Source organism: Vibrio sp. 1401, from assembly GCF_033340295.1.
On record NZ_JAWOWF010000796.1, the window covers coordinates 1 to 528 of the forward strand.

1 protein-coding gene is annotated in these 528 nt (G+C 47.2%); it reads right to left on the minus strand.

The window, feature by feature from the left end:
• The coding region (locus R7Z77_RS28225; RefSeq protein WP_318137421.1) for a LysR substrate-binding domain-containing protein at positions 1 to 528 on the minus strand (528 nt) is incomplete at both ends.

A 528-nucleotide genomic window follows, 5' to 3' on the forward strand; every position in this document is an offset into this window, starting at 1 on the left:
CACGGCTTCACACGCCAAATAAAAATGCTCAAACCCGACGGAGTGATAGGTGATTGGGCACTCTAAATCGTTCTCCTGTTTGAATTGCTCCCACAGTTGCGGGCGAGTCGTTTGCGGAATAAATGGGTAATGGCTAATGGCTTGGTTGTCTGACAGCTCTGGTAGGTTGGTGTTGCCAATCAGCAACAAGGTTTCCTCACATAAGAGCTGGCTATATTCATAATGAGTCGAAAGAGGCAAACACCGCACATGCAGATCACTTTCGCCATGAATGTTTTTAACTGCGCCATCTCCGGTAAGAATTTTCACGCGAATATTTGGATGGCGCTGGTGGAAATCATCGATATTTGGCACCAGCCAAAGACTGGCAAATGAGGGTGTGACATCGACAACCAACAGCTCTTGATCAGTATTGGTTTGAATTAGGCTGGCGGTTGCATGCTGAATGAGCTCCAGAGCTTCTGTTATTTGGGGCAAATAGCGCTTTCCTTCCTCTGTTAGCTCCACGCCGTTTAACCCTCGATGAAT